At 71.9% G+C, this 20,830-nt stretch carries 16 protein-coding genes; 4 read left to right on the top strand and 12 right to left on the bottom strand.

The annotated features are described in order from the left end of the window. Positions 1-12 precede the first annotated feature (12 nt). Genes ACGFNU_RS15375 through ACGFNU_RS15350 form a run of 6 tightly spaced genes read right to left on the bottom strand, consistent with a single transcriptional unit; the run spans position 13 to position 7,275 of the window. Positions 13-1,167 (bottom strand): acyl-CoA dehydrogenase family protein, encoded by a 1,155-nt coding sequence (locus tag ACGFNU_RS15375; protein ID WP_392593926.1) that lies wholly within the window; start codon positions 1,165-1,167, stop codon positions 13-15. Further along, positions 1,164-2,450 (bottom strand): CoA transferase, encoded by a 1,287-nt coding sequence (locus ACGFNU_RS15370; RefSeq protein WP_392593924.1) that lies wholly within the window; start codon positions 2,448-2,450, stop codon positions 1,164-1,166. Before ACGFNU_RS15370 ends, ACGFNU_RS15375 begins: the two co-directional genes overlap by 4 nt. Beyond that, positions 2,447-3,595, bottom strand: a complete 1,149-nt coding sequence (locus ACGFNU_RS15365) for an acyl-CoA dehydrogenase family protein (protein WP_392593922.1) — start codon at positions 3,593-3,595, stop codon at positions 2,447-2,449. The genes ACGFNU_RS15370 and ACGFNU_RS15365 overlap by 4 nt, the downstream gene beginning before the upstream one ends. A gap of 10 nt (positions 3,596-3,605) precedes the next feature. Next, positions 3,606-5,333, bottom strand: coding sequence for a class I adenylate-forming enzyme family protein (locus ACGFNU_RS15360; protein WP_392593920.1), 1,728 nt, complete (start codon positions 5,331-5,333; stop codon positions 3,606-3,608). Further along, on the bottom strand, positions 5,330-6,448 hold the full coding sequence (locus ACGFNU_RS15355; RefSeq protein ID WP_392593918.1) for a CaiB/BaiF CoA transferase family protein: 1,119 nt from the start codon (positions 6,446-6,448) through the stop codon (positions 5,330-5,332). Before ACGFNU_RS15355 ends, ACGFNU_RS15360 begins: the two co-directional genes overlap by 4 nt. A 35-nt stretch (positions 6,449-6,483) precedes the next feature. Continuing rightward, the gene (locus ACGFNU_RS15350) at positions 6,484-7,275 is read right to left on the bottom strand and encodes a crotonase/enoyl-CoA hydratase family protein (protein WP_392593916.1); all 792 of its coding nucleotides are present in this window, start codon (positions 7,273-7,275) and stop codon (positions 6,484-6,486) included. Between the two features lie 124 nt (positions 7,276-7,399). Between ACGFNU_RS15350 and ACGFNU_RS15345 the strand changes: the two genes are divergently transcribed. Both ACGFNU_RS15345 and ACGFNU_RS15340 read left to right on the top strand, forming a co-directional pair. Continuing rightward, a complete protein-coding gene (locus ACGFNU_RS15345; protein ID WP_392593914.1) occupies positions 7,400-8,317 on the top strand; it encodes a LysR family transcriptional regulator in 918 nt (305 codons plus the stop codon). Between the two features lie 103 nt (positions 8,318-8,420). Continuing rightward, a complete protein-coding gene (locus ACGFNU_RS15340) occupies positions 8,421-10,016 on the top strand; it encodes a long-chain-fatty-acid--CoA ligase (protein ID WP_392593912.1) in 1,596 nt (531 codons plus the stop codon). Between the two features lie 33 nt (positions 10,017-10,049). On the opposite strand, the gene ACGFNU_RS15335 is transcribed toward ACGFNU_RS15340, so the two are convergent. Together ACGFNU_RS15335 and ACGFNU_RS15330 are read right to left on the bottom strand one after the other, a co-directional pair. Then, positions 10,050-10,940 carry a LysR family transcriptional regulator gene (locus tag ACGFNU_RS15335; RefSeq protein WP_392593910.1) on the bottom strand — a complete coding sequence of 297 codons (891 nt, stop codon included), beginning with the start codon at positions 10,938-10,940 and terminating at the stop codon, positions 10,050-10,052. A 65-nt stretch (positions 10,941-11,005) separates the two neighbouring features. Beyond that, positions 11,006-11,770, bottom strand: coding sequence for an SDR family NAD(P)-dependent oxidoreductase (locus ACGFNU_RS15330; RefSeq protein ID WP_392593908.1), 765 nt, complete (start codon positions 11,768-11,770; stop codon positions 11,006-11,008). A gap of 388 nt (positions 11,771-12,158) precedes the next feature. Between ACGFNU_RS15330 and ACGFNU_RS15325 the strand changes: the two genes are divergently transcribed. Beyond that, a complete protein-coding gene (locus tag ACGFNU_RS15325) occupies positions 12,159-12,401 on the top strand; it encodes a hypothetical protein (RefSeq protein WP_392593906.1) in 243 nt (80 codons plus the stop codon). A gap of 71 nt (positions 12,402-12,472) precedes the next feature. On the opposite strand, the gene ACGFNU_RS15320 is transcribed toward ACGFNU_RS15325, so the two are convergent. After that, positions 12,473-13,621, bottom strand: a complete 1,149-nt coding sequence (locus ACGFNU_RS15320) for a thiolase family protein (RefSeq protein ID WP_392593904.1) — start codon at positions 13,619-13,621, stop codon at positions 12,473-12,475. A 212-nt stretch (positions 13,622-13,833) separates the two neighbouring features. On the opposite strand from ACGFNU_RS15320, the gene ACGFNU_RS15315 reads away from it, so the two are divergent. Then, on the top strand, positions 13,834-15,414 hold the full coding sequence (locus tag ACGFNU_RS15315) for a Na+/H+ antiporter (protein ID WP_392593902.1): 1,581 nt from the start codon (positions 13,834-13,836) through the stop codon (positions 15,412-15,414). On the opposite strand, the gene ACGFNU_RS15310 is transcribed toward ACGFNU_RS15315, so the two are convergent. The 3 genes from ACGFNU_RS15310 to ACGFNU_RS15300 are packed head-to-tail and all read right to left on the bottom strand — an operon-like array spanning position 15,388 to position 20,830. After that, on the bottom strand, positions 15,388-19,062 hold the full coding sequence (locus ACGFNU_RS15310) for a glycosyl hydrolase (RefSeq protein WP_392593900.1): 3,675 nt from the start codon (positions 19,060-19,062) through the stop codon (positions 15,388-15,390). The genes ACGFNU_RS15315 and ACGFNU_RS15310 overlap by 27 nt on opposite strands. Beyond that, positions 19,059-19,886, bottom strand: coding sequence for a carbohydrate ABC transporter permease (locus ACGFNU_RS15305; protein ID WP_392593898.1), 828 nt, complete (start codon positions 19,884-19,886; stop codon positions 19,059-19,061). The genes ACGFNU_RS15310 and ACGFNU_RS15305 overlap by 4 nt, the downstream gene beginning before the upstream one ends. After that, entirely contained in the window at positions 19,883-20,830 is a 948-nt protein-coding gene (locus ACGFNU_RS15300) for a carbohydrate ABC transporter permease (protein ID WP_392593896.1), read from the bottom strand. Before ACGFNU_RS15300 ends, ACGFNU_RS15305 begins: the two co-directional genes overlap by 4 nt.

Raw genomic sequence — 20,830 nt, 5'->3', positions numbered from 1 at the left:
CTCTTTCGTTCGTCACGTGATGGGGTTGCGCGCGATCAGCTGGGCCGCGATGACGTTGCGCTGGATCTCGTTGGTGCCCTCGCCCAGGATCATCAGCGGGGCGTCCCGGAAGTAGCGCTCGACGTCGAACTCCTTGGAGTAGCCGTATCCGCCGTGCACGCGCATCGCGTCCAGCGTCACCTGCATCGCGGCCTCGGAGGCGAACAGCTTGGCCATGCCGGCCTCCATGTCGGCCCGGCCGCCGTCGTCGAGGACGCGGGCGGCGTCCTCGGTCAGCAGCCGCGCCGCCCGGACCTTGGTGACCATGTCGGCCAGCAGGTTGCCCACCGACTGGTGCTTCCAGATCGGCTTGCCGAACGACTCGCGTTCCTGCGCGTACCGCACGGCGTCGTTGAGCGCGGCCTGGGCCACGCCCACCGCGCGGGAGGCGACCTGGATCCTGCCGACCTCCAGGCCGCGCATCATGTGCGCCCAGCCGTGGTTCGGCTCGCCGCCGAGGACGGCCGACGCGGGCACCCTCATCCGGTCGAAGACGAGCTCGCAGGCCTCGACGCCGCGGTAGCCGAGCTTGGGCAGGTTCTTGGAGATCTCCAGGCCGTCGCCGGGCTCGACGAGGACGACGCTCATGCCCTTGTGAGCGGGCTTGGCGTCCGGGTCGGTCACGCACAGCAGGCCGATCAGGCCGGAGTGGCGGGCGTTGGAGATCCAGGTCTTCGACCCCGTGATCACCAGGTCGTCCCCGTCGGCGGCCGCGTGGGTGCGCATCGCCTGCAGGTCGCTGCCGCCGGCCGGCTCGGTGAGCGCCATCGTCGCCCGGATCGTGCCGTCGGCCATCGCGGGCAGGTAGCGTTCCCGCTGCTCAGGGGTACCGAACGTGCGGATCAGATAGGCGATCACCGAGTGCCCGCCGATGGCCCCGGCGAGGCTCATCCAGCCCCGGGCCATCTCCTCGGTCACCCGCGCGAAGCACGCCGCGCTGACGTCCACCCCGCCGTGCTCGGACGGGACGAGCAGGCCGAAGAAGCCGAGCTTCTTCATCTCCTCGATGAACTCGGCGGGGTACTCGTCCACCGACTCGTAGTCCCGTACCCGCGGCCGTACCCGCTTGTCGACGAACTCGCCGGCCAGCGCGACGATCTCGCGCTCGTCGTCGGTCAGGACGCTCATGACTGTTCTCCGCTCCGTGCCTTCTGCAGAATCCGCCCGCCATCGGGCGGAGGGATGACACCGTTCTCCCTCAGTTTCGCGAGAGCTGGCGCGGCCAGGCCGAGTTCGTCCCGCAGCACCTCTTCGGTGTGCTCGCCCACCATCGGTGCCGCCGCCGGGGGCGACTGCTCCCCGTCCAGAACGAGCGGTGATCCGGGCGCCCAATGCTTACCGACTCCCGGTTGGTCCATCTCCGCCATCAGCGGGCTGTCCCTGAGCAGCCGCGCGTCGTCCGCGACGAGATCGGTGAAACTCCGGTAGGGCGACCACAACACCCGGGTGGCGCGCAGGGCCTCCTCGGCCTCGGCGAGGGTGTGCGCCTCGAACCATCCGGCGAGCAGCTCGCCCAGTACCTTGCGGTGCCGGTAGCGCTCCGCCTCCTCGTCGAAGTCCGCGCCGAGGGCGCCCGACAGCGCGGAGACCACCTCGGTGAGGCCGGTCGCGGCGAACAGATCCCTGAAGTGCCGCGCGGTGAGCGCCACGATCATCAGCCGCCCGCCGTCGGCGGTGGCGAAGTCGCGGCCGAACGTGCCGTAGACGTGGTTGCCGTCGCGTTCCCGCGACGTGCCGTTCAGCTGCGCGTCGGCGAGGTAGCCGAGGTTTCCGGCGGCCGCCAGGGCGACGTCCTCCAGCGCGACCCGGAGCCGTTGCCCCTCACCGGTCAGCAGCCGATGCCGCTCCGCGGCCAGCAACCCGACCGCGAGGTAGAGCCCGGCGGCCAGGTCCCAGGCGGGCACCAGGGAGTTCACCGGCCCCGCCGCGTTCTCCGGGCCGGTCAGCAGCGGGAATCCGGTCGCGGCCTGGACGGTGTAGTCGACCGCTGTCCCGCCGTCCCGGCCGCCGGTGAGCAGCACGTGGACGACGTCGGGCCGGCGCGCGCTCAGCGTCTCGAAGGAGAGCTCCGGGAACCGGTCCGAATTGCTCACCACGATCCCGCCGCGGTCACCGCGGCCCACGATCAAATCGGCCACCAGCAGGCGGCCCGCCTCGGCGGACAGGTCCACCTCGATGGCGCGCTTGCCCTTGTTGAGCCCCGACCAGTACAAGCTCGTCCCGCTCTCGGCGAGCGGCCAGCGCGTGCGGTCTGCCGCGCCGCCGACCGGCTCGACCCGGATCACGTCGGCGCCGAGCTGGGCCAGCGTCATCCCGCACAGCGGGGACGCCACGTAGCTGGAGATCTCGACGATCCGCATGCCGTGCAGCGGCCGCGATCGCCGGGTGGCCGTATCGGCCGGGTCCGTCATCGGCCCGCCTCCCTGAGCAGCTGCTTGGCGATGATGACCTTCTGGACCTCGCTGGTGCCCTCGTACACCCGGAACAGGCGCGCGTCGCGGTAGAACCGCTCGACCGGCACCGACCGCATGTAGCCCATGCCGCCGTGGATCTGGACGGCGCGGTCGGCCACCCGGCCGACCATCTCCGAGCAGAAGAGCTTGGCGCAGGACGGCGCCATGCGGCGGTCGCTGCCGTCGTCGAAGGCCCGCGCCGCCTCCAGCACCATGGCCCGGCCCGCGAACAGCTCGGTCTGGGAGTCGGCGAGCATCGCCTGCACCTGCTGGAACTCGGCGATGGGACGGCCGCCCTGCCGGGTCGCCGCGGCGTGCCGGACGCTCTCCTCGACGAGCCGCTGCGCGAGCCCGACGCAGATCGCCGCGATGTGCAGCCTGCCACGGGCCAGCGAGCGCATGGCCGCCGAGAACCCCTCGCCCTCGACCCCGCCGATCAGGTCGGCCTCGGGCACGAACACGTCGTCGAGGAAGACCTCGGCGGTGTGGGCGCCGCGCTGCCCCATCTTCTCGTCGTTGGGCCCGACGGTGAGCCCCTCGGCGCCCGCGGCCACCGCGAAGACCGAGATGCTCTTGGTGCCCTCGGTGTCGGCGCTCGTCCGGGCGAAGACCATGAACAGGTCGGCCCGGTCCGCGTTGGTGATGAACCGTTTCTGGCCGGTGATCCGGTATCCGCCCTCGACCCGGGACGCGCGGGTGCGCATGCCGCTGGGGTCGGAACCGGCCTCGGCCTCGGTCAGGGCGAACGAGGCGATCGTGCGGCCGGCAGCGAGGTCCGGAAGGTAGCGCCGCTTCTGGTCGTCGGTGCCGAAGTTGACCAGCACCTGGCCGGCGATGCCGTTGTTGGTGCCGAGCATCGAGCGGAACGCCGGCGCGGTGTAGCCGAGCTCCATCGCGAGCCGGACGTCCTCGCTCATCGAGAAGCCCAGGCCGCCGTGCTCCTCGGGCAACGCGAAACCGAAGAGCCCCATGTCGGCGGCCTTGGCACGGATGGTCTCGGGGATCTCGTCGGTCGTCTCGATGACGTCTTCGGCGGGCACGACCTCCTTGCGCACGAAGGCGCGGACGGCGTCGAGCACCGTCTGGAACTCGTCGGTCTCCACTGTGGTCTCCTCAGGTGGTCACATGGTCGTTCTGCGCGATCGCCCGCAGCTCGCTCTTGAGGATCTTCCCCGAGGGCGAGGTGGGCAGCGTGCCGACGACCCGCACGGCGCGGATCTTCTTGTACGGGAGGACGCGTTCGGCGACGAACGCCATGAGCTCGTCCGGGTCGACGTCCGCGCCGGAGCGGGGCACGACGAAGGCGACCGGCTCCTGCCCGGCGTGCGGGACGGACCGGGCGACGACCGCGGCCGCCCCCACGTCCGGATGGTCGTGCAGGATGTCCTCGAGCTCGCGGGGATACACGTTGTAGCCCTTGTAGATGAGCATGTCCTTGGCGCGGTCGGCGATGAAGACGAAGCCCTCGTCGTCGAGGTGGCCGATGTCGCCGGTGCGCAGCCAGCCCCCGGCGAACTGGTCGGCGGTCTCCTCCGGCCGGTCGAGATAGCCCGCGGTGACCTGCGGGCCGCGGACCCAGAGCTCACCGGTCTCGCCCGGCCCGAGCGGCCCGAGCGGCCCGGACGGCGCCGTGCCACTGGTGACCGGACGGATCTCGACCGTGGTGTCGAAGATCGGCACGCCGACGCTGCCGGGCTTGCGCCTGGCGCCGCGCAGCAGCGGCGCGGCCGACACCAGGCACGTCGCCTCGGTCAGGCCGTACCCCTCGCTGATCATCGCGTTGGGGAAGGCGGTGCCGAGCGCCTGGAGGGTGGCCGGATCGATGGGCCCGGCGCCCGAGGAGATCACCTGCACCGAGGACAGGTCGCGATCGCCGACCTCCGGGCTGTCCAGGAGCGCGTGCCACATCGTCGGGCTGCCGGTCACGAACGTGGCGCGGTGCCGCTCGATCTCCGCCAGGAGCAGCTCGGGGGAGAAGCGCCCGGTGAGCACGATGGTGGTGCCGCTCAGCAGCAGGAAGTTGGTGTGGATGAGCGCATGCGCGTGGAACAGCGGCGACACCATCACCGTGACCGCGTCCCCGGGCCGGACTCCGGCGTCGTCCACGCCGGGGACCGGACGGAGCCGGAGGCCGCCGGATTCGATGGAGACCAGGTGGGCGGCGCGCCAGGCCATCATCTGGACGACGTTGGCCACCACGTTCCGGTGCAGGACCCGGACGCCCTTCGGTACCCCGGTCGTGCCGCCCGTGTACGCGAGGTGGGCCACGTGCTCGCCGGAGACGCTGATCTCCGGTGGGACGGCGGGCCGGCCCGCGGCGAAGTCGGCGAGGGTTACCACCTCGGCGCCGGGCGCCGGCGGCTTCTCGTCCGCCGACGACGCCGCGGACGGTGCGCAGGCGGTCGGCGGGACGACCACGACCGTCCGCAGGCCGGTCTCCCTGCCCGCCTCCAGCAGTGTCGCGACGTGGGCGGGATGGCTGACCGCCAGGACCGCGCCGGTGTCGAGCAGCAGGGCGCGCAGGCCGGGCGCGGGCTGGAGCGGGTTGGTCAGCGACACGGTCGCCCCGGCGAGCAGCGCTCCGTAGTAGCCGACCAGGAACCACACATTGTTGGGCAGGTGCAGGAGGACGACGTCGCCGTCACGGACGCCGGCGTCGCGCACGGCGTGGGCGAACGCGGCGACATGTTCGCCCAGCTGGGCGAACGTGAGTCGCTCGTCGCCGTCGACGACGGCCGTGCGATCCCGGTACAGCCTGGCGGCGGCGGTGATGATCTCTCCCACCGTCAGCTCGGGGTAGTCGAGGGACGTGGGCAGCCCCTCGGGCCAGTACGGGCTCACCGCGCCACCGCCCCTTCCGCCAGCAGGTCGTCGATCTCCTCGGCGGTATGCCCCAGCTCGGACAGGATCGCGTGGGTGTCCTGGCCCGGGACGGGAGCCGGTGCCGGCAGGCCGGCGGGCGTGTCGGAGAATCGCGGCGCGGGCCGTGGATGGATCACGCCGCCGGGGTCGGTGAAGAAGCTCTCCCGGCCGGCGTTGTGGGGATGCGCGACGACCTCGTCCATGGTCAGCACCGGCGAGACGCAGGCGTCGATCCCGGCGAACCGCTCGACCCACTCGCCCCGGGTGGCCTCCTTGAACGCCTTCGTGAAGATCTCCCGCGTGGCGGGCCAGGTGTCGCGGTCCCGCTGGGCGGCGAGATCCACGGAGCCCGCGACGCCGAGGACGTCCACGAGGTTGGCGAAGAACTGGGGCTCGATCGCGCCCACGGCGATGTGCCGCCCGTCGGCGCACTCGTAGGTGTCGTAGAAGGGGGCGCCGCCGTCGAGCACGTTCTCGCCCCGCTCGACCGTCCACACGCCCTGCGCCAGGCGGCCGTAGATCATGGCCATGAGCAGGCCGGATCCCTCGACCATCGCCGCGTCCACCACCTGGCCGCGTCCCGACGCCCGCGCGTTCAGCACCGCGGCCAGCACGCCGACGGCGAGGAGCATGCCGCCACCGCCGAAGTCGCCGACCAGGTTGAGCGGTGGGGTGGGCGGCTGGCCGGGCCGTCCGATCGCGCCGAGGGCGCCGGAAAGGGCGATGTAGTTGATGTCGTGGCCGGCCCGCATCGCCATCGGCCCGTCCTGGCCGTAGCCGGTCATGCGGCCGAACACCAGGCGCGGGTTGCGCTCGGCGAGGTCCGCGGGATCGAAGCCGAGCCGCTCGGCCACGCCCGGCCGGAAGCCCTCCAGCACGGCGTCCGCCCCGTCGATCAGGGTCTGGACGACCGCGGCGCCGCGGGGATTCTTCAGATCGACGATCAGCGATCGGCGCCCCCGGTCGAGGACCGGGTTCGGGGGTGCCTTCCGGTCGGCGGGACGCTGGACGCGGATCACCTCCGCTCCCAGGTCGGCCAGCACCATGGCGGCGAACGGCACGGGACCGATGCCGCCGAGTTCGATGATCTTCATCCCGGCCAGGGGACCGGGCGCCCCGGTGCCGCCGCTCATCGGCCCTGCCACTTCGGCTCGCGCTTCTCAGCGAAGGCGAGGGCGCCCTCCTTGGCGTCGGCCGAGGCGAAGACGGGCTCGGTGATCTGCCGCTGGCGGGCGAACCGCTCGGCCTCCGGCCACTGCCCGTGTTCCTTGATCACCCGCTTGCTGGCGAGGGTGGCGAGCGGGCCGTTGGCCGCGATGCGGCCGGCGAGGGCGAGCGCCTCGTCCAGGGCGTCTCCCTCGTCGGTGAGCCGGTTGACCAGGCCGATCTCGTACGCCCGCTCGGCCGTGATCATGTCGCCGGTCAGGGCGAGCTCCATCGCGATCTGCTCGGGGACGCGGTGCGGCAGCCGCAGCAGCGCCCCGGCGGTGGCGACCAGGCCCCGCTTGACCTCGGGGATGCCGAGCTTGGCGGTCCGGGCCGCGACGACGAGATCGCACGCGAGGACGATCTCGCAGCCGCCCGCCAGCGCGTAGCCCTCGACCGCCGCGATCAGCGGCTTCCGCGGTGGCGCCTCGGTCACGCCGGCGAACCCCCTGCCCTCGACGCTCGGCCGCTCGCCGCGCAGGAACCCCTTCAGGTCCATGCCCGCGCAGAAGCTGCCGCCCGCCCCGGTCAGGACGCCCACGGAAAGGTCGTCCCGCCGGTCGAGCTCGTCGAGCGCGGCGGCGATTCCCTCGGCCACCGCTCTGGTCACGGCGTTCCGCGCGTGCGGGCGGTTGATGGTGATCACCGCGGTACGCGCCTCGTGCCGCACCAGCACCTCGTCTCCGGCGGCGGCCGGGCTGCTCTCAACTGGCATGCTCCGACTGCATCATCTCCGGACCGGCCCGCACAAAGACCGGGGTGCGTACGGATCTATCGCCTGTGCCTATGAGTCGAGGTCAGAGGGCACCCGTTCGTCGGCAGGGCGTATCGTTCGCCCCATGGATCTGCGGCTCGTCGCGTACTTCGTGGCCGTCATCGACCACGGCGGCGTCACCAAGGCGGCCAAGGAGCTCTACATCGCGCAACCCTCGCTGTCCCAGGCGATCCGCAGCCTGGAACGCCAGCTCGGCACCCAGCTGTTCGACCGGTCCGGCCGCGGGCTCACCCTCACCGCCGACGGCCGGGCGTTCGCCGGTCCGGCCCGGCAGATCCTCGCCGACGTCGAGAACGCCAGGAGCAGGGTGCACGCCGTCCGGGACCTGGTCGCCGGGCGCCTGGAGCTCGCCGCCCTGTCCACGCTGTCCGCCGATCCGCTGCCGGAGCTGACCAGCCGGCTCCATGAGCGGCATCCCGGCGTCCGGGTGACCATCCTCGACCCGGGCAGCTCGTCCAGCGTGGTGAGCCAGGTCCGCCAGGGGCAGGCGGAGCTGGGGCTGACGGACTTCCCGGTGAAGGGCGGCATGCTGCGGACCCGCGAGCTCTGGGAGCAGGAGATCGCCCTCGTCCTGCCGCCCGACCTGGCCGCCACGCTGCCCGATCCGGTCCCGCTCGAAGCGGTCGCCGAGCTGCCCCTGGTGCTGGAGTCCTCGGCCACCGGGGGCCGGACCGCCATCGACGAGGCGCTGGCGCCCGCGATCGGCTACGTGGCCGTCGAATGCGCGCACCGGCAGGCGATCTGGGAGCTCGTCATGCACGGCGCGGGCGCGACCTTCCTGCCCCGGCGGATCGCCGAGACGCAGCTGCGCAACGTGGTGGTGCGGTCGACGTCACCGCAGGTGCGGCGGACGGTGCGGCTCGTGTTCCGGCCCGGCCCGCTCTCCCCGGCGGCCACGGCGTTCCTGGACGTCGCGGCGGAGCTGAGCCGCGAGCGCCGGCCCGCCGGACCAGCCGACGGGCGACCTGCCGGGGACACATAGGTTCGGCCTATCGGACGATGCGGCGTTCGATCTTTGCGCCGCGTCCGGCCGAGTGATCGACTGTCGGCAGCGTGCCCCGGCCCGGAGACGAAGGAGAACCGAGATGACCCCTGTGCCGCCCCCGGCGTCCGCGCGCATGACGATCAGCGACCAGCTCGCCCGGCACGCGCGCTCGATCCCCGAGGCCGTGGCGCTGCGCATGGACGGCGCCGACCGCACCTACCGCGGGCTGGACGCGCGGGTCGACCGGCTCGCGAACGCCTTCCGGGCGCGCGGCGTGGAACATGGCGACCGGGTCATGGTGATGACGTTCAACGGCCTCGAAATGGTGGAGGTCTTCTTCGCCTGCGCCAGGCTGGGCGCCATCTGCGTGCCGATCAACTTCCGGCTGCACGCCCACGAGGTGGCGTACCAGCTGGCAGACAGCGGCGCCGTCCTCGCCGTCGTCGAGGCGCCGCTCAGCGAGACGTTTGCGCGGGCGTGGAAGGACGCGCCGACGGTGCGCCACTGCCTCGTGGTCGGAGCGGAGGGCGAGCCGCTCGCGGACGCCGGACGCATGGACCGCTACGAGGACGCGCTCCGCGAGGCCCCCGAGACCACGCTCGACGTGGAGGTCGACCTCTACGCGCCGGCCTTCATCATGTACACGTCCGGGACGACGGGGCGGCCCAAGGGCGCGGTGCTCTCCCACTACAACCTGCTCATCCAGACCATGAGCCGGTTCGCCCACATCGCCCCGCCGCCCGACTGCCGGGTCTGGCTGATCAACACGCCGCTCTTCCACATCGGCGGCCTGGCCGCCCTGCTGTCCAGCGTGCTGGTCGGGGGCCGCACGGTGATCGCCCAGTCGGGCCGCTTCGACCCCGCCGAGACCGTGGACCTGCTGGAGCGCGAGCGGGTCGGCTACGTCTTCCTCGTCCCCGCCCAGTGGCAGGCGGTGTGCGGCGTCCCGGGCGTCAAGGACCGGGATCTGTCGGCTTTGCGGATCATCTCGTGGGGCGCCTCGCCCGCGACGAAGGCCCTGCTGCACACGATGCTGGAGACGTTCCCCGGCGCCAAGCTGCTGAGCGTCTTCGGCCAGACGGAGTCCAGCGCGGTGGCGACCGTGCTCCTCGGCGAGGAGGCGCTGAGCAAGATCGGTTCGGTGGGGACCCCGCTGCTCAACGTCGAGGTCCGCATCGTGGACGAGCACATGAACGACGTTCCGCGGGGCGGGATCGGCGAGATCGTCTATCGCGGGCCGTCGATCATGACCGGCTACTGGAACAAGCCGGCCGAGACCGCCGAGGCCTTCGCCGGCGGCTGGTTCCACTCCGGGGATCTCGTCCGCCAGGACGAGGACGGCTACATCTACGTCGTCGACCGGCTGAAGGACATGATCATCTCTGGCGGCGAGAACATCTACTCCGCCGAGGTGGAGGAGGTCATCGTGGCGCATCCCAAGGTGGCCGAGGTCTCCGTGGTCGGCATGCCCGACGACCGGTGGGGCGAGACTCCGCTGGCCGTCGTCGTCCCGGTCAGCGCGGCCGACGCGCCGACGTCCGGGGAGATCGAGCAGTGGTGCCGGGCTCAGCTGGCCGCGTACAAGGTGCCGCGGCACCTCGCCGTCGTCACCGAGCTGCCGCGCAACGCGAGCGGGAAGGTGCGCAAGCACGAGCTGCGGGAACGTGCCCCCTCGCTGGCGGCCGAGCAGGGCTGACGGGCGGCGTACGGCTCAGAGGCGGTGTATGGCTTACGTGCGCCGGGTCGTCGCCTGGGCCAGCTCGACGAAGGCCTGGCCCGCCGGAGACAGCGCCGCGGAGTCGTAGACCAGCCCGTAGGCCCGGCTGATCCGCGGTTCGAGGGACCGTACGACGGCCCCCCGGGCCGCCGCGGCCTCGGCCATCGACCGTTCGAGGAACGTGGCCCCCAGCCCGGCCAGGACGAAGGGCAGCCGGGCCTCGCGGTGCTCCACCACCACGGACGGGCTGATGGCGCGGCCCGCGGCGGCGACCGCCTGCTCGATCTCGCCGACCGCCAGGGAGCTGCCGCGCGGCACGGTCACGTGCGGGAGGTCCGGCAGCTCCGAGAGGGGCAGTGGATCGTCCGGAGGCGCCGCCGAGCCGGGCGGGAGGACGAGCCAGTACTCCTGCACGCCGAGCTCGCGGACGTCCAGGCCCGCGTGGTCGCTCGCCGGCAGGTGGCAGACCACGATCTCGCAGTGGCCCTCCTTGATCAGGGAGGCCGCCATCGCCTCGTCGCGCAGGTCCCCGATCCTGATGGACGCCTTCGGGAACTCCCTGCGGAAGGCCCCGACCAGGCGGGCCACCGGATCCGCCGACAGCGCGGGCATGGCGAAGATGTCGAGCCGTCCCCGCGGGCGTCCCGCCGCGTCGACGAGAGAACCCGCCGCGGCGACGACGTCGCGCAGGATGCGGCGGGCGGGCCCCACGAGGCTGTGCCCGGCCGAGGTGAGTACCATGCCGCGGCCGATGCGGTGGAACAGCTGCACGCCGAGCTCGCGTTCGAGGCCCTGGATGGCCTGCGAGATGGTCGGCTGGGCGACGTCGAGCACGGCCGCCGCGGCGTTGATGCCGTTGTGGTCGACGACCGCGAGGAAGTACTTGATCTGGTGCAGGTCCACGGGGCCGACTGTATCCCCGGCGCCGCGCCCGGCCGGTGGCCGGACGCGGCGCGGGTCGCGGGAGGTCAGCGCGGTGCCATGCGGATGGCGCCGTCGAGCCGGATGGTCTCGCCGTTGAGGTAGCCGTTCTCCAGGATGTGGCAGGCCAGCTGCCCGAACTCGGCCGCTCGCCCGAGCCGGGCCGGGTTGGGCACGCTCTCTTCGAGAGCCGTCCGCACATCGTCCCGCAGGCGGGCGAGCAGGGGAGTGTCCATCACCCCGGGCGCGATCGTGCAGACCCGGATCGACCTGCTGGCCAGGTCGCGGGCCGCCGTCAGCGTCATCCCGACGATGCCCGCCTTCGCGGCGGTGTACGGGATCTGCCCGATCTGGCCCTCGTAGGCGGCGACCGACGCGGTCAGCACGATGGCGCCGCGCTCGCCGTCGATCTCGTCCCGCCGTGCGATGCGCTCCGCTCCGAGCCGGAGGGCGTTGAACGAGCCGACCAGATTGAGCTTGATCACCCATTCGAAGTCCTCGACGGAGCCGGGGGCGCCGTCCCTGTCGAGCAGCCGGAGCCTGCGACCGGCGCCCGCGCAGTGCACGAGCCCCCGCAGGTCGCCGAACTCGTCGGCCGCGTCGAGCGCCGCCGCGAACTGGCCGGCGTCGGTGACGTCGGCCGCGACGAACCGGGCCGCGTCGCCGAGCTTCTCGGCCGCCGCCGCGCCCGCGGAGGTGGGCAGGTCGATGAGGGTCACCTTGCCGCCCGCGTCGACCACCCGGCGGGCCGTCTCCAGCCCGAGGCCGGAGGCGCCTCCGCTGACGGCGATGGACAGTCCTTCAAGACGCATGCGCGTAGATCCTCTCAGCAGGCTTCTAGCGAGGAACGCCGCCCCTTCAGGGGCGGGAGGAATTGCTTCCGGCGTGCGCGGCGCGCTAGCGCCGCCTGGCCTGGAGTTGGGCTGGTCAGGGCGTTTTGCTGGTCGATGTATTCCTTGATGACCGCGAGGGGTGCGCCGCCGCAGGAGGCGGCGAGGTAGGACGGCGCACATGATGTCCTGGCAGCGTGAGGATCGGGTCGGTGGACACCGCGTGCCGGTACTTGGATGTGAAGACCAAGTGCGCGTGCAGGGTGCAGACGACGCTGCGTCCTGTGCGCATATCGGGCGGGCTCCTATCGGGGTGAGATGGATCAATTCTTGGATTGAGGGACACCGGCCGGTCACGGTGGGTAGTTTCATGGTCGTGAAGCTGGTGGTGCAGGTGAAGCTGCTTCCGACGCCCGAACAGGCGCCGGCCCTGTCGGCGACCCTGCACACGGTGAACACGCTGGCCAACGAGGTATCGGCGGTGCGGCCTCGCTGGGCCCGCCGACGTCGTCGCCGGGGTCAACGTGCGCGACCGCGCACGCTCGGCGTGGGTATTTGTCAACATGCCCCCACCGCAACCCGCCTGAGCGGGAACCGGCGACGTGACCCGTGACCGCTCCGCCGTAGAGGGCAGTCGGGAGCATAAGCAACGCCCCACCGGACCAAGCCAACAAGCTCGGTCCTTCAGAGCCGAGCGGTTGACAGCGATTCGAGGATGGTCGCGTTGGCCATGCCGCCCGCCTCGCACATGGTCTGGAGGCCGTAGTGGAGGCCTTGGTCCTTCATGTGGTGGACGAGGCGCGTCATCAGGACGGCCCCGGAACCGCCCAGTGGATGCCCCACGGCTATCGCCCCGCCCAGGGGGTTGAGGCGGTCGTCAGAGGCTCCTGTCTCCGCCTGCCAGGCCAGCGGGACGGGCGCGAACGCCTCGTTCACCTCGAACGCGCCGATGTCGTCGATGCCCAGTCCGGACCGCTTGAGCACCTTGGCCGTCGCCTCGATCGGCGCCGTCAGCATGATCACGGGGTCGTCCCCGGCCAGCGCGACCGTGTGCACGCGGGCGATCGGCCGCAGGCCGCGCGCCCGTGCGAGCTCGCTGGAGGTGATGAGGAGGGCCCCGGCACCGTCGGAGATCTGCGAGGCGTTGCCGGCGGTGATCACACCGTCGTCGCGGAACGCGGTCTTCAGCCTGCCCAGCGTCTCCACCGAGGATCCGCGACGGATGCCCTCGTCGGCCCGCAGGACCCCTTCCACGGGGGCGAGCTGCCTGTCGAGGGCGCCGGAGTCGGAAGCCGCCGCGGCCCTGGCATGTGACCGGGCCGAGTACTCGTCGAGCTGCTGCCTGGAGAGGCCCCAGCGTTCGGCGACCATCTCGGCCCCGATGCCCTGGTTGAAGCCGGAGACGCCATAACGTTCCAGCGCCTCGTCCGGGTAGGGCTGCCCGTCCCGGCCCGCCGAGCCCATGGGCACGCGGCTCATCGACTCGACCCCACCGGCGATCACGAAGTCGTAGTGGCCGGCGATGACGCCCGCCGCCGCGAAGTGGACCGCCTGCTGGCTGGAGCCGCACCGGCGGTCGACCGCCGTGCTCGGCACCGACTCGGGCCATCCCGCCGCCAGCACGGCGACGCGGCCGATGTTGCCCGACTGGTCGCCGACCTGGCTGACGCATCCCCAGATGACGTCGTCGACCTCTCCCGGCTCCAGTCCGGTGCGTTCGACGAGCGCCTTCAGCACGTGTGCCGAGAGGTTCGCGGGATGGATGCCCGCCAGGGCGCCGTTGCGCTTCCCGACGGGTGTACGTACCGCATCGACGATGACCGCGTCCCTCACGATTCTCCTTCGTGTCCTGGGCTACGAATTCGAATCAACCACAAGCCCTCGACCGCTCACCAAGTCCTGGTTGCGATCGGAGCCATCGCCCAGACCTATACGAGCCGGAAGCGGCCCGTTGACCGTAAGCAGACGCAAGGATGCATCCCTGGTCACGCTGAAGAACACGCCGGGGGGAATGAGACGGGACATCCGTCAGGGAGGACGTTTTCTTGCTCGGTCTCGAACTTGTGGTGGCCCTGGGCGTGGCGGTGCTGGTGTGCACCCTGCTGGGGCGCCGGCTGCGGGTCGCGCCGCCGGTGCTGCTGCTGCTCGCCGGTGTCCTGCTGGGCTTCGTGCCCGCGCTGCGCGAGGTGCACCTGCCGCCGGAGGCGGTGCTGCTGCTGTTCCTCCCGGCGTTGCTGTACTGGGAGAGCCTGACCACCTCGCTCCGGGAGATCCGCAGCAACCTGCGCGGCATCATGCTGATGAGCACCGTGCTCGTCATCGTCACGGCCGGTGCCGTGGCGGCCGTGGCGCACGCCTTCGGACTCCCGTGGGGACCGGCCTGGGTACTGGGGGCGGCCATCGCGCCGACCGACGCCACGGCGGTCGGCGTGCTCGCCCGGACGTTGCCGCGCCGCTACGTCACCGCGTTGCGCGCCGAGAGCCTCATCAACGACGGGACGGCCCTGGTCGTCTATGGCCTGGCCGTCGGGATCACGGTCGGCCAGGAACACCTCAGTGTGCCCCACGTCGCGGGGTTGTTCCTGGTCGCCTACGGCGGCGGGGCCGCGATCGGGGCGATCACCGCGTGGGCCGGGGAGCAGGCGCGGCGTCTCCTGGACGACCCGCTGCTGGAGAACGTGGTCATGCTCCTGATCCCGTTCACCGCCTTCCTGCTCGCCGAGCTCGTCCATGCCTCGGGCGTCCTGGCCGTCGTGGTCTCCGGGCTCATCATCAGCCAGGTCGGGCCGCGCGTGGGCCGGGCCGCCATGCGCCGCCAGGCCCAGGCGTCGTGGACGCTGGCCACGTTCCTGCTCAACGGCTCATTGTTCGTCCTCGTGGGGCTGGAGGCACGGTCGGCCGTCGGCAATCTCACCAGCGACGACCTCACCCACGCGCTGATCGTGGTCGCGGTCGTCTCCGCGGTGCTCGTCGCCGTGCGCCTGGTGTTCCTGTTCGTCACCGTGTATCTGATCCGCCTCATCGACCGCCGTCCGCAGCAACGGCTGCGCCGCGTCAGCAACCGCTCCCGGGTGGTCAGCGGGATCGCCGGTTTCCGCGGTGCGGTGTCGATGGCCGCGGCGCTCGCGATACCGCGCGCGCTCGACTCGGGTGTGCCGTTCCCCGACCGCGACCTGATCGTGTTCGTGACCGCCGGGGTCATCGCCGTGACGCTCCTTCAGGCCCTCCTGCTCCCCGGTGTGGTGCGCTGGGCCCGCCTGCCCCGCGACGTCGAACTCGACCGCGAACGTTGTCTCGCGCAGACCCTCGCCACCGAGGAGGCGCTCGCGGCTCTGCCGCGGATCGCCGCCGAACTGGACACCGAACCGCAACTCGTCGACCGGCTGCGCCGCGAGTACGAAGAGCATCTCCTCGTCCTGCGCGCGGGCGGGGCCGACGCCGACGAGGAGCCCGCGCGCCTGAACGAGCAGTACACCGCGCTGCGCCTGGCCGTCCTCGCCCACAAGCGTTCCATCGTCCTCGGCCTGCGCGACCAGCGCCGCATCGACGACACCGTGCTTCGCGAGGTGCAGGCCCTGCTCGACAACGAGGAGATCCGCCTATCCCGGCCCGAGGAGATCGACTGACGTCCGGAGGGTCACGGGGCCCAGCAGGCCGGAGGTCCGCTGACCGGGGAAGACGAAGTGGGTGGGGCTCGTCTCGTCGAGGTAGGGCGCCAGGGTGCCGTAGACGACGATCTCGACCTCGTTGCGGCCCTCGGTCAGGGCGGGGCCGAGGTCGAACGAGTACGGGGCGCAGATCCGGACGCCCGCCGAGGTGCCGTTCACCGTTACCTCGGCGGTGCCACGGACGTGTCCGAGGTCGAGTTCGCTCTTTCCTGGCGCTGCGGGGAGGGTCACGATCCGCCGGTAGCGGACCCCGCCGCTGTATCCGGCGAGGCCCACGTCCTCCCAGTCGCCCAGCTCGATCGTGCCAGGGCCGACGGTGAACGTGACCGGACCGGCCAGAGCTGAGCCTTCGCGGTGTTCGGGTCGGGTGAGCAGATGTATCTCCGCGGTCCCGGCCGGTCGGCTTTCTCCAGGGAGCTCGACGTCACCCTCAGGGTCGGCCGTGATCGGGACGCCGTCGAGGAGGACGCCGGTCACCTCGCCGCGTGCCGTGAACCGCATCCGGGTCGCGCCGGGCGGCACCTCGAAGCGCAGCCGTTCGATCCGGGGCCGGGCGTCGGGGACGGCGAACGAGGCGGGCAGAACGGTGCCGTCCGCGTCGTCGTCCTCCAGCCAGTGCGCGCCGGGCAGCGGATGCGGCCGGCGCCGCAGGTGTAGGGCGGCAGGGTCGCCGGACTGCGCGCGCTTGGGCTCGACGGGCACCGCGGCGCCGTCACGGGTGGCGTGCCATCCGGTGCCCGACACGACCGGGCCGTCCACCAGGATCGCCGGTGGCTTCTCGTTCTCGGTGAGGACGAGCGTGAGCCGGGTGCCGGACACCTCGTAGCGGCCGACGCGGGGAGCCTCGTGCTCGGCGTACGGGTCGAAGCCGCCCTGACGGCCGATCTCGACGCCGTCGACCAGGATCCGGCACGGCGACGCGGACGCGACCTGAAGGAGCGACGGGCCGTCGGCACGGGGGAGTTCGGTGCTGAAGGAGACCTGCGCGCCCGGGCGAGAGAGACCGGCGACGGTGATCCACTCAGGACGGAGGCAACGGGCGGGGTCGGTCACGACGGACAGGTGGCCGCGCAGGCGCACGTCCTCGTCGGGCACCAGGCGCACTTCGAGAGCGTGCTCTCCCGAGGGGAGAGGCTCCCTGGTCACCGCCAGGTAGCCGTGGTCGTCGAGCTCGGCCGCGGTCCCGTCGACCAGAAGCGTCTTGGCGGCGGCGAAACCGAGCACAGGGAAGCCGCCCTCAGCCGGAACGGACACGAGGGTGCGCAGGACCACCTGGCTCCCCGCCGCGACCGCGCCGAAGTCGAGGAACTCTTCGGGGACGTGCCCCTTCGGGCCCAGTACGGCCCGGTGGATCGGGTCCTTGCGGATGCCCCGCGTGTCGGAGTAGACCACCGGGCGCCATTCGTCGTCGGCGGAGCCTGACCAGAGCCCGTGTGGCCCGAAGGTCGCGTGGACCGGCGTCCATTCTCCGTCGTCCGCCTGGTGCTCGAGTTGCCAGCGTTCGAGGGACGCCATGTCGCCCGCCGGGCGGGCGAAGTCGCCCCAGGCGTTGTCGAGAGTGGGCACCAGCTCCATGTCCCAGGTCGACCCAAGGTCGATCCCGTGCGCGGGACGCGGCGGCTCGGCCTCCGGCTGCCGGGACGCACCGCCCGGGAAGACGAGGAGCGCGGCGGGGCCGTCGTCGAAGGGAACCACCACCTCGACCGATCCCTCGTGCCGGGTGGCCGGCAGCGGCCGGGGCTCGCCGCCGAACGGGCTCACGAGGAACGCCGGTCCCGTCACGTCGCGGACCCTGACCCGCATGTCGCGGTGGTAGCGGCCGGAGTCGAAGTCGTACGTCACGTCCAGCCAGCCGAGGTCGATGCCGCGTTCGTCCGGGCGGCCCACCGACACGCGGCTGGCCATGGACTCGGCCGCCGTCAGGAACACCATCGTCGTGCCGTCGATCTCGCGGACGAGGGCGGGGACCGGCGCCTCGACCCGCCGCGAGCCCGCGAGGAGCGGGCCGAGCGAGTCCGCGTCCGGCACGGTCTCCAGCAGTGCCGCCAGCCTCGCCACCACCTCGTCGGCGTCCGGGGCGCCGACGCCGTGCCGGGGCGGCGGCCCGACGGCGACGACACGGCCGCCCTGCTCGATCAGTGTGATCAGCCGCCGGGCGGTCCCGGCTTCGAGAACGGTGCAGGCGGGCAGCAGGACCGTGCCGTACGACTCGTCCGCGACGGTCAGCCGGCCCGACTCCACCGCGGCCCGCTGGACGGAGTCGTCGTCGATGACGTCGGCGTCGACGCGGAGCCGGTCGAGCGCGCCGGGCACCATCTGGAACCAGGCCATGTCGCCGACCAGCGCCCGATAGGTCTCCTGGGCCAGCGCCGCCGGCGGGTCCACGCCGTCGAGCCGGGTGCCCGCCTGGGCGGTCGCGGTCGGGAAAAGCACGGCCACGTCGCAGACGTGCCGCCCCAGCGACAGCGCCGCGCACAGCCGCGTGACCGCCTCGGCGAAGACCCGGTGGTGCGGCCAGTAGGGCTGCCGCCAGTCGGTGGACGGCGGAGCCCACTCCCACCAGCCGGCCTTGGTCGTGTAGTAGACGGCGTGCGGGTTGTAGAGGGTCGCCCCGGCGCGCAGCCACGGCAGCAGCCAGTCGAAGGTCTCCTCCAGCGTGCCGCCCCACCCGCTGGAGTGGAACGCCTCGATCCACACGCGGTCCCTGCCGTAGAGGTGGGCCAGGGACGAGTGGACGCGCGCGTCGCCGTGGTGGTCCGAGCCGGGGGCGCCGAACCAGCGGTGCGTCCGGGCGTAGTCGGCGTACAGCCGCACGCCGTCCGCCGGATGCCCGGCGCGCGCCGGATCCTGCTGATCGCAGCCGTGCAGCAGCCCGTGCCGGGTGTGCCAGTCGGCCAGCGGTTTGAAGAACGCCTCCTCGGCCAGTTCCGCCCGGGTGAGCTGGTAGTCGCGCCGGACGCGGTACGCCCTGTCGCCCTTTTCCCAGTCGCCGCCCTTCCACAGGTACGGCAGGTGCGGCGTCAGGTCGTAGCCGCGGCGGGCCTCGAACGCGGCGGCGAAGCCGTCCGTCCAGGTCGGCAGCGTGGGCAGCTCGTCCTGGAACGAACCGACGATCACGTTGCCGAGGCGATGCCCCAGCCGCCGTTCGAACTCCCCGTGGACGCGGTCGAGCAGCGCCGCGCACGCCTCCGCCGACAGGTAGTCGAAACCGCGCGCCGTGGTCCGGCCGTCCGGTTCCAGCCACTGCCCGGCGAACGCGGGGACGTCGCGCACCAGCCGCGCCTGGAGGTCGGCGCCCGAGAAGCCGAGCTGGTCGTAGAACCACAGCGACACCCCGAGCCCGGCGGCGTCCTCGCACACCCCGTCGAGCAGTTCCCACCACGCGTCGGTGAAGAACGCGGGCTCGTCGGCGTCCGACCCGAACATCGGCCCGGACGGCGCGAGGTTGAGGATCACCAGGTTGTAGACGCCGCCCGCGGCGAACCGTTCGAGCTGGTCGCGCAGCCGCCGCCGGTCGAGCCGCTCGCCGCTCCACCACCAGATGGGTGCGGGGGAGTACGGGCGGGGCGGCGCGTCCAGCACCGTCCGCAGCAGGCCGGGGATCATCCCTTCAGCCCGCTCGCGAAGCCCTTGATCACGTACCGCTGCAGCACCAGGAACACGGCGAGGATCGGCAGCGCGGCGAGCACCAGCCCGGCGAACACCAGCCCGTTGTCGGACACGTACTGCCCGACGAAGGCGAAGATCCGCACCGGGACCGTCTCGCGGGTCGAGCCGCCCAGGTAGAGCAGCGGCGTGAAGAAGTCGTTCCAGATGAACACCGCGTTGAGGATGAGCACGGTGCCGGTGATCGGCCGCAGCAGCGGGAAGACCACCCGGGTGAACGCCTGGAAGTGCCCGGCGCCGTCGATCAGCGCGGCGTTGGCGTAGTCGGCGGGCAGCGCCCGGATGAACCCGGTGTAGAGGAAGATCGTGAACGGCAGCTGGATCCCCGTGTAGAAGATGATCATCCCCTGCATGGTGCCGAGCAGGCCCAGCCCGTCCACCAGCTTGAACAGCGGGATCATCCCGAGCTGGAACGGCAGCACGATGCCCAGCAGGAACAGCACGTACAGCCCGTAGCCCAGCCGTGAGGCGCGGCGCGACAGGAAGTACGCGGCGAACGAGCCGATCGCGATCAGCGCCACCAGGCTGCCGATCGTGATCACGGTGCTGTTGAACAGCGCCGGGCCGAGCTCGGCGCGCGTCCAGGCGTTGGAGAAGTTGTCGAACGTCGGGCTGGTCGGCGGCGCCAGCGGCGACTCGGCGACCTGCTTCTGGTCCTTGAGCGACATCGTGACCAGCGCGTACACCGGGAACAGGAAGGCGACCGCGACAGCGATCATCACCAGCTCCAGCCCGAACGTGCGCAGTCCGTACTTGATGGTCACGCGACCTCCCGCCCCCGCAGGTAGTGGATCTGGATCATCGACACCGCGGCCACGAACAGTGCCAGGACCAGCGCGATCGCCGTGCTGTAGCCGTAGTTGCCGAAGACGAACGCCTGCTTGTAGAGGACCGTGGACAACGTCTCGCTGGCGTGCCCGGGCCCGCCGTTGGTCGCGGCGTAGATCTGGTCGAACAGCTTGAGGCCGCCGATGGTCGACAACATCAGGTTGATGGTGACCGCGGGTGCCAGCAGCGGCCAGGTCACGTGCCGGAAGCGCTGCCACCGGCTCGCACCGTCGATCATCGCGGCCTCGTGCAGGTCGGCGGGCACGCCCTCCAGCCCGGCCAGGAAGATCACCATCGAGTAGCCGGCGAACTGCCAGATCACCATGCCCGCGATCGACCAGATCGCGAGGTCGGGGTCGCCCAGCCAGTCCTGCCGCAGCCCGCCCAGGCCCACCGCGCCGAGGATGCCGTTGAGCCCGGCGTCCGGTGCGGGGTTGTAGATGTACTTCCACAGGAACGCCACCATCACCGGGCTCACGACGGCCGGTGCGAAGAACACCACCCGCAGCACGGTCCGCGACTTGATCTTGGCGTGGCAGCCGAGGGCCAGCAGCAGCCCGACGCCGTTCTGCACGACCACGATCGCCACGGTCAGCAGCAGCGTGTTGACCAGGGAGCCGCGCGCCGCGTCGTCGTCGAACAGCTTGCTGAAGTTGGCCAGGCCGTTGAAGTTCCGTGCGCCCAGGCCGTTCCAGTCGGTGAAGGCGTACACGATGCCGCTGAGGCTCGGGTACAACACCACCAGGGCGTAGATGGCCAGGGCCGGCGCGGCGAACCACCACGGCGGCGACAGGAAGCGGGCGCCCCGCCGCCGGCGGCGGGGCGCGGCGCCGGGAGGCGCGGCCCGTTTCGCCGGGGCGGGGCGGAGGGTGGAGGTCAC

This window comes from Spirillospora sp. NPDC048911 (assembly GCF_043198015.1).
GTDB lineage: Bacteria > Actinomycetota > Actinomycetes > Streptosporangiales > Streptosporangiaceae > Spirillospora.
The sequence above is the reverse complement of the archived record's forward strand: the minus strand, read 5'-3'. Positions and strand labels throughout refer to the sequence as shown.

What these genes read in the sequence shown, in the direction of transcription:
- ACGFNU_RS15375 (WP_392593926.1), bottom strand. Translation starts at nt 1,167, where the DNA reads ATGAGCGTCCTGACCGACGACGAGCGCGAGATCGTCGCGCTGGCCGGC.
- ACGFNU_RS15370 (WP_392593924.1), bottom strand. Translation starts at nt 2,450, where the DNA reads ATGACGGACCCGGCCGATACGGCCACCCGGCGATCGCGGCCGCTGCAC.
- ACGFNU_RS15355 (WP_392593918.1), bottom strand. Translation starts at nt 6,448, where the DNA reads ATGAAGATCATCGAACTCGGCGGCATCGGTCCCGTGCCGTTCGCCGCC.
- ACGFNU_RS15350 (WP_392593916.1), bottom strand. Translation starts at nt 7,275, where the DNA reads ATGCCAGTTGAGAGCAGCCCGGCCGCCGCCGGAGACGAGGTGCTGGTG.
- ACGFNU_RS15345 (WP_392593914.1), top strand. Translation starts at nt 7,400, where the DNA reads ATGGATCTGCGGCTCGTCGCGTACTTCGTGGCCGTCATCGACCACGGC.
- ACGFNU_RS15340 (WP_392593912.1), top strand. Translation starts at nt 8,421, where the DNA reads ATGACCCCTGTGCCGCCCCCGGCGTCCGCGCGCATGACGATCAGCGAC.
- ACGFNU_RS15330 (WP_392593908.1), bottom strand. Translation starts at nt 11,770, where the DNA reads ATGCGTCTTGAAGGACTGTCCATCGCCGTCAGCGGAGGCGCCTCCGGC.
- ACGFNU_RS15325 (WP_392593906.1), top strand. Translation starts at nt 12,159, where the DNA reads ATGGTCGTGAAGCTGGTGGTGCAGGTGAAGCTGCTTCCGACGCCCGAA.
- ACGFNU_RS15310 (WP_392593900.1), bottom strand. Translation starts at nt 19,062, where the DNA reads ATGATCCCCGGCCTGCTGCGGACGGTGCTGGACGCGCCGCCCCGCCCG.